General features: G+C 58.1%; 6 protein-coding genes. 1 reads left to right on the top strand and 5 read right to left on the bottom strand.

From position 1 onward, the window contains the following. A partial coding sequence (locus tag HY010_01000; protein MBI3474283.1) for a hypothetical protein occupies positions 1–210 on the top strand: 210 nt, incomplete at its 5' end. A 197-nt stretch (positions 211–407) separates the two neighbouring features. On the opposite strand, the gene HY010_00995 is transcribed toward HY010_01000, so the two are convergent. The 5 genes from HY010_00995 to HY010_00975 all read right to left on the bottom strand — a co-directional run. Then, positions 408–1,190, bottom strand: a complete 783-nt coding sequence (locus tag HY010_00995; GenBank protein MBI3474282.1) for a M50 family metallopeptidase — start codon at positions 1,188–1,190, stop codon at positions 408–410. Positions 1,191–1,334: 144 nt separating this feature from the next. Next, positions 1,335–1,790: a type II toxin-antitoxin system VapC family toxin gene (locus HY010_00990; protein ID MBI3474281.1), complete on the bottom strand. Its 456-nt coding sequence runs from the start codon at positions 1,788–1,790 to the stop codon at positions 1,335–1,337. A 2-nt stretch (positions 1,791–1,792) separates the two neighbouring features. Further along, on the bottom strand, positions 1,793–2,053 hold the full coding sequence (locus HY010_00985; protein MBI3474280.1) for a hypothetical protein: 261 nt from the start codon (positions 2,051–2,053) through the stop codon (positions 1,793–1,795). 197 nt (positions 2,054–2,250) lie between these two features. Next, positions 2,251–3,453: an ISAzo13 family transposase gene (locus tag HY010_00980; protein MBI3474279.1), complete on the bottom strand. Its 1,203-nt coding sequence runs from the start codon at positions 3,451–3,453 to the stop codon at positions 2,251–2,253. A gap of 102 nt (positions 3,454–3,555) precedes the next feature. Then, positions 3,556–4,201 (bottom strand): hypothetical protein (locus HY010_00975; GenBank protein ID MBI3474278.1); only part of this gene is annotated, 646 nt, incomplete at its 5' end.

The following is a 4,201-nucleotide window of genomic DNA, read 5'->3' as shown; positions in this document are numbered from 1 at the left end:
GACCGCCGCCAGGGCGCGCTGAACGTCAAGTTCCACCCGGAGGCGCGCATCGATCCCAACGTTCTGATGAGCCTGGTCACTCAAACCCCAGGCGCGCAATTCACGCCCGCCGGAGTGCTGCGGCTTCCGCTGGACGGCGCAACGGGCTCCGCGCGAATCCTGGAGGCGCTGGAAGACGGATTGGGAAAGATGCAGGCCCGCGAGAAGTGAATTCGCTTCACTCTTAAGTTGTCGCTGGATATTCGGTCGGATTCTTTTGCGCTACTGAATCGCGAGCATCGAGGCACCGTCGCTCATATTCAATGTACTTCTTCCGCGCAAACCGTGCCAAGCCCGAATCCAGTTTTCGCCGGTCAAGCCAGGCCCGTGCCTGGGACAAATGGCGGATCGCATCCTCATATCGCCCTTCACAAAACCCGTTGTACGGCCTCCAAGTCGTCACCTTGATCGGCGCGGCGGTAGTAGGTCAACAGTTGGCAGTACGAATACTCGGCCGACATAGGCTCGGCGGTCAGCATCTCGGCCACCAGACTCGCATCCCAATCGGCGGGCAAAACGCCTTCCGCCTCCTCTGTCTGGATCTTGAGCAAAGCGATCCAGGATCGGCATTGCTCTGGACGGCGAAGCGGCATCCAGAGCTGCGCGCCGTCTGATCTGTTAGGGCCCGCCGAGCCAGGGATCAACGAGCTGATCGTCAGCAGAGCGACCCAGAATAGATAATCTCGCCATCCGCCAGCTCCACCACCATATCTCAATGTGATGGCGCCGGTTGCGAGCGTAAGGAGGATACTTGCCAGAGGGCCGCCCGCGATCATCCAGGCAAATTGGGCCAGACTGACATCGGAGGTGGGTGGGAGCGGCTTGGCTAATCCGCCAGCCATCGCCTGCCGCCAATCGAATTGGCACGTCCAACGTTTACCGGACTTGAAGATGCGGAACCCGCCTATCACAACCCCGCCGACATTCATGCCTACCGATTTCCCGGCGACAAGGTGCCCCAATTCATGAACCGCCACCGCGACGTATAATGCCGGAATCAGCCACAGTCCGCTGAAAGTGTGCCAACTGGGCGGCAGAAGCGGACTCACTCCCAGAAATATTCCGATGATGCCGCAAATTATCAACGGCAGCTTGCTCGTGCGAAGTTCCGGCGGCAGGATTTCGAGGTCCAGGATTGGCGTCGCAGACAAAACTGACTAATAGCATACCGTTTCGCGTTGTTGCTACGTGCAATGTCCTCAACGCAGTCTATGCGATTGTTTGCGATGTTGTACGTCCGCTGGCCGAGAGTATGGCAGACCTGCTTTCAGGACCATCTTGTCGGACAGTCCTGTCTATACCGCCGAACCCGAGAGGACGTCAGTGGGATGAAGAATCTGTAGGCGAGGAAATCGTTTGAAATCGGCAGTATTGAAGGTGAGAATGCTTTCGATGCCATGCACGTTCATTGTTGCCACGAGCCGCGCATCATAGGCCGCCTTGCCGAGGACCTCATGGGATGAGACGAGTTTCTCGCACTCCGAAAAGATCTCGTCGGTGTCCGCGAGAATGTGAAAGAGACGCTTGACTTCGGAGAGTCCTTCCGCGGCAAATCGAGCGGAACAGCCAAAGCCGTTCACACCGCGGGGGCGCGTGGCAACGACCCATGCTTCAATCAGGCTTTGCTTCGCGACACACAGACGGGCTCCTTGTCCAAAGAGAATCTTCATAGCTCTTCGTGCGGGTTGAGAAGATGGGTGCAAGCGGTCAGCGGAGCGGAGGATGATGTTGGTGTCGACGAGGCAGTCCATTCCTACGACTTGTCTTCGCGGCCGTAAATGCTCTCACGGCTGAGGGCGTCATCTGGAAGAGGGCCGGTGGAAGGAAAGCTGTCGAAGCATTCATCCAAGGCCTTCTCCCACTCCTCAGTGTCCATCTTGGCCGGTGGAGAGGATGGGACATTTCTTATGAGATACTCGCGAAGGAACTCGTCCAGCGAGATCCCGCGAGCACGCGCGATCGCATCGTAGCCTGCCACGACACTCGCCGGAAGATTCTCGATGCTGAAGTTCATTCGTAGGCTCTATTTCCAAATAGTACCAAGAAGATTCTGCTCCAGTGCCCGTGGCTCACCCATCCGCTGGGACGCAATCACCATCTTTGGGAGCTGTGAGACAGCCTTCTGAATTGTACGGCTCGTTGAGGTGCGCCTCCAGAGCGAGGATCCCGTCGGTAACTCCACTAAGTGTCCGTAAAGAAATAACTGTAGCATTAGGTTCGGCGCGCGATGGAGTAGTTCCAGTCCCCGTGGAAGGCATCTGGCTGCAGCCGGATCGTGGCGAACTCGGCTTTGCTCACCTTGATCCCCTTCGGGTAGGTGCCCGTGTCCAGTTGGCTTTTGACGTGAAGTCCAGTTCGGGTCGTAGTAGCGGCGATCAGGTTGACGATCACTTCGTGGCTTACCAGCGGTTTGCCGCGCCAGTTTTGCGTGATGAACGAGAACAGGCGGTGCTCGATCTTGTTCCATTTGCTGGTTCCGGGGGGAAAGTGGCAAACCGAGATCTCTAGACCAGTCTGGTCCGCCAGTCGCTGCAACTCCAGCTTCCACAGCCGTACCCTCGATCCGTTGCTGCCCCCACCGTCCGCCGTAATCAATAGTTGCCGAGCCTCGGGGTAGGAGGTCTGACCCATCGTGTTCCACCACCGTCGAATGCTTTCCACCGCGAAAGCTGCTGTGTCATGATCGGTGCCGACGCTGACCCACCCTGCGTCCTGCCCCAGATCGTACACTCCATAAGGGACATCTTTCTGCTTCGCGAAATCGTGCACGCGAACCGGTTCCGGCTGCCCCTTGGGCCGCCACTCCCGGCCCCCGTTCTTGTAATCGCCCACCTGTTCCTTTTTCTTGGTGTCCACGGATATGGCCGGTTGCCCGAGCTTCAGGAATTCCTCCGCCTTGGCATTGATGTGCTCGAACTGCGCATTGCGGTCCGGATGAGACGAGCCCTCCGTAGTCTTACGATTCGCTTGCAGGCTGTACTTCTGCTGGTGCAGCAGTTCCGCTACCAGCGTATGGCTCACCGGGTGTCCCTTGCGCCGTAACTCCTCGGCCAGCCGGCGCACGCTCTTGCAGGTCCACCGCAGCGGCGATTCCGGATCGCCGCGAGTGACAGGCTCCACCAACTTCTCCAAATCGCGAAGCAGGGCCGGATCCTTTGTCAGGGTCTTCTTTCGCCCCCCGCCCGGCTTGCGGATCGCGATCTTGGGAGGCAACGCCTTGGCCGGCTTCTGCTCCAATTCCGACCGTCCCACGCCGATCGCGCGCCTCGACACGCCGGTGGCGCGCGCTACCAAGGAAATTCCTCCCCGCCCTAACGCTGAACTCTCCGCAGCCGCCCACAGTCGCCGCATATGCTCGTCCAGCCAAGGCTCAAGCTGACGGAACCGCTTGGCAATCTCACTCTTGCCGGCCACAAATGCTCGTCCAGCCAAGGCTCAAGCTGACGGAACCGCTTGGCAATCTCACTCTTGCCGGCCACAAACCATTGTAAGCCAGAAATGTTTTAGTTGCTACACTTATTTTCTGACAGACGCTAACAGCCATTCGAGCCGCTCGGTCGGCGTCAGGCCGATCATTGCAAGGGCGTCCGTTGGACTGACCGTCTGTTCGCGGCCATAAACTGCCAATAGGTAAAGCAGGGCCGAGTAGCACGTCAAGAGCCGGCTGTGTTTCAACTTATAGTTCTTCAGCTTGCCCTTGGCCTTCTCCCTGACGGGCACCCTTTCGGTCCTGGCTTCATAGTTGACGCAAAAGGTTCTCCATAGGCGAAGTATATCGTTCGCGAGAAACGCCGGCATGAAATCTGTCTTGTGGTCCTCGTAATCTCTCCAATAGGCAGCGATGACCTCTTCTGTGACCTCACGGTAAACTGCCGGTTCCAGCAGAGGGCAGCTTTCGAGCAGAAGAAGGAGTCGCGCGGTGAAGGTGTTCGTAACATCGTCCTCTGGCGTGCCGAGCGTGTTCGTGAACTCGTGAACGGAGTAGTGTGTGAGGTAACGGCCGTCGCCGGAGAACTCCGGGATACTTAGCTGGCGAGTGGCATCGATCAGGTCTGCCTTGATGCAGATCTCGTCAAGGCGTTTGAGGAGGCTGCCCTCCTTTCCATCGCGTCCGGGCTGGCCGTCCTTTTTCCCTACGATGAACAGATCCAAATCGCTGTAC

Source organism: Acidobacteriota bacterium, from assembly GCA_016196065.1.
GTDB lineage: Bacteria > Acidobacteriota > Terriglobia > Terriglobales > Acidobacteriaceae > Acidiflorens.
Note: the sequence above shows the minus strand (reverse complement) of the source record. Positions and strands in the feature narration are given on the sequence as shown.

What these genes read in the sequence shown, in the direction of transcription:
- HY010_00990 (MBI3474281.1), bottom strand. Translation starts at nt 1,790, where the DNA reads ATGGACTGCCTCGTCGACACCAACATCATCCTCCGCTCCGCTGACCGC.
- HY010_00985 (MBI3474280.1), bottom strand. Translation starts at nt 2,053, where the DNA reads ATGAACTTCAGCATCGAGAATCTTCCGGCGAGTGTCGTGGCAGGCTAC.